Origin of the sequence: Pseudomonas brassicacearum (assembly GCF_003732265.1) — a bacterium.
Lineage (GTDB): Bacteria > Pseudomonadota > Gammaproteobacteria > Pseudomonadales > Pseudomonadaceae > Aquipseudomonas > Aquipseudomonas brassicacearum_D.
The window spans coordinates 1-490 of sequence record NZ_MOBK01000345.1 but is presented as its reverse complement, the minus strand read 5'-3'; the positions used below and the strand labels follow the sequence as shown (position 1 = coordinate 490).

Below are 490 nucleotides of genomic sequence, written 5' to 3'. Positions count from 1 at the left end.
GGCTTGGCAGTAAAGGGTTGAAGCGATCGTCGAAGATCTGCCCGACCTGCAGTGGTCGCGGAATCAGACGTTCGCTGGCAAACAGGTCGGCCAGATGCTGTTGCGAGGCGATGACCGAGGATTCGATCGGCACATAGCGAAGAGCTTGATGCGCGAGCATTTCTTGCACCAGCGCCACGGGGAGTCGGGTGGTTTGCGCGAAAACTTCGGCCCATTCTTCAGGGTGTGCCGTGGCCCAGGCTTGAGCGCGGGCCAGCCTGGCGAGCAAATCGCCCAACGGCCCTGCCCGCTGCGGATCACTCAGTGCCTGCAGGCTGGCGACGGTGAAATTCAGCCCGGTTTCCGGCCAGGCGCTGCCATCGACCAGAACCCGTGCACCGCGCGATGTCGCCTGGCCGACGAAGGGATACCACACCGCCCAGGCATCAAGCTTGCCGCTGGCAAACGCATTCTGTGCGTCCACCGGACTGACGTAAGCGATGTTCACATC

At 62.7% G+C, this 490-nt stretch carries 1 protein-coding gene; it reads right to left on the bottom strand.

Translation table 11 applies throughout. The annotated features are described in order from the left end of the window. Positions 1-490: type 2 periplasmic-binding domain-containing protein (locus BK660_RS31630; RefSeq protein ID WP_473087036.1), on the bottom strand; the 490-nt coding region annotated here is incomplete at both ends.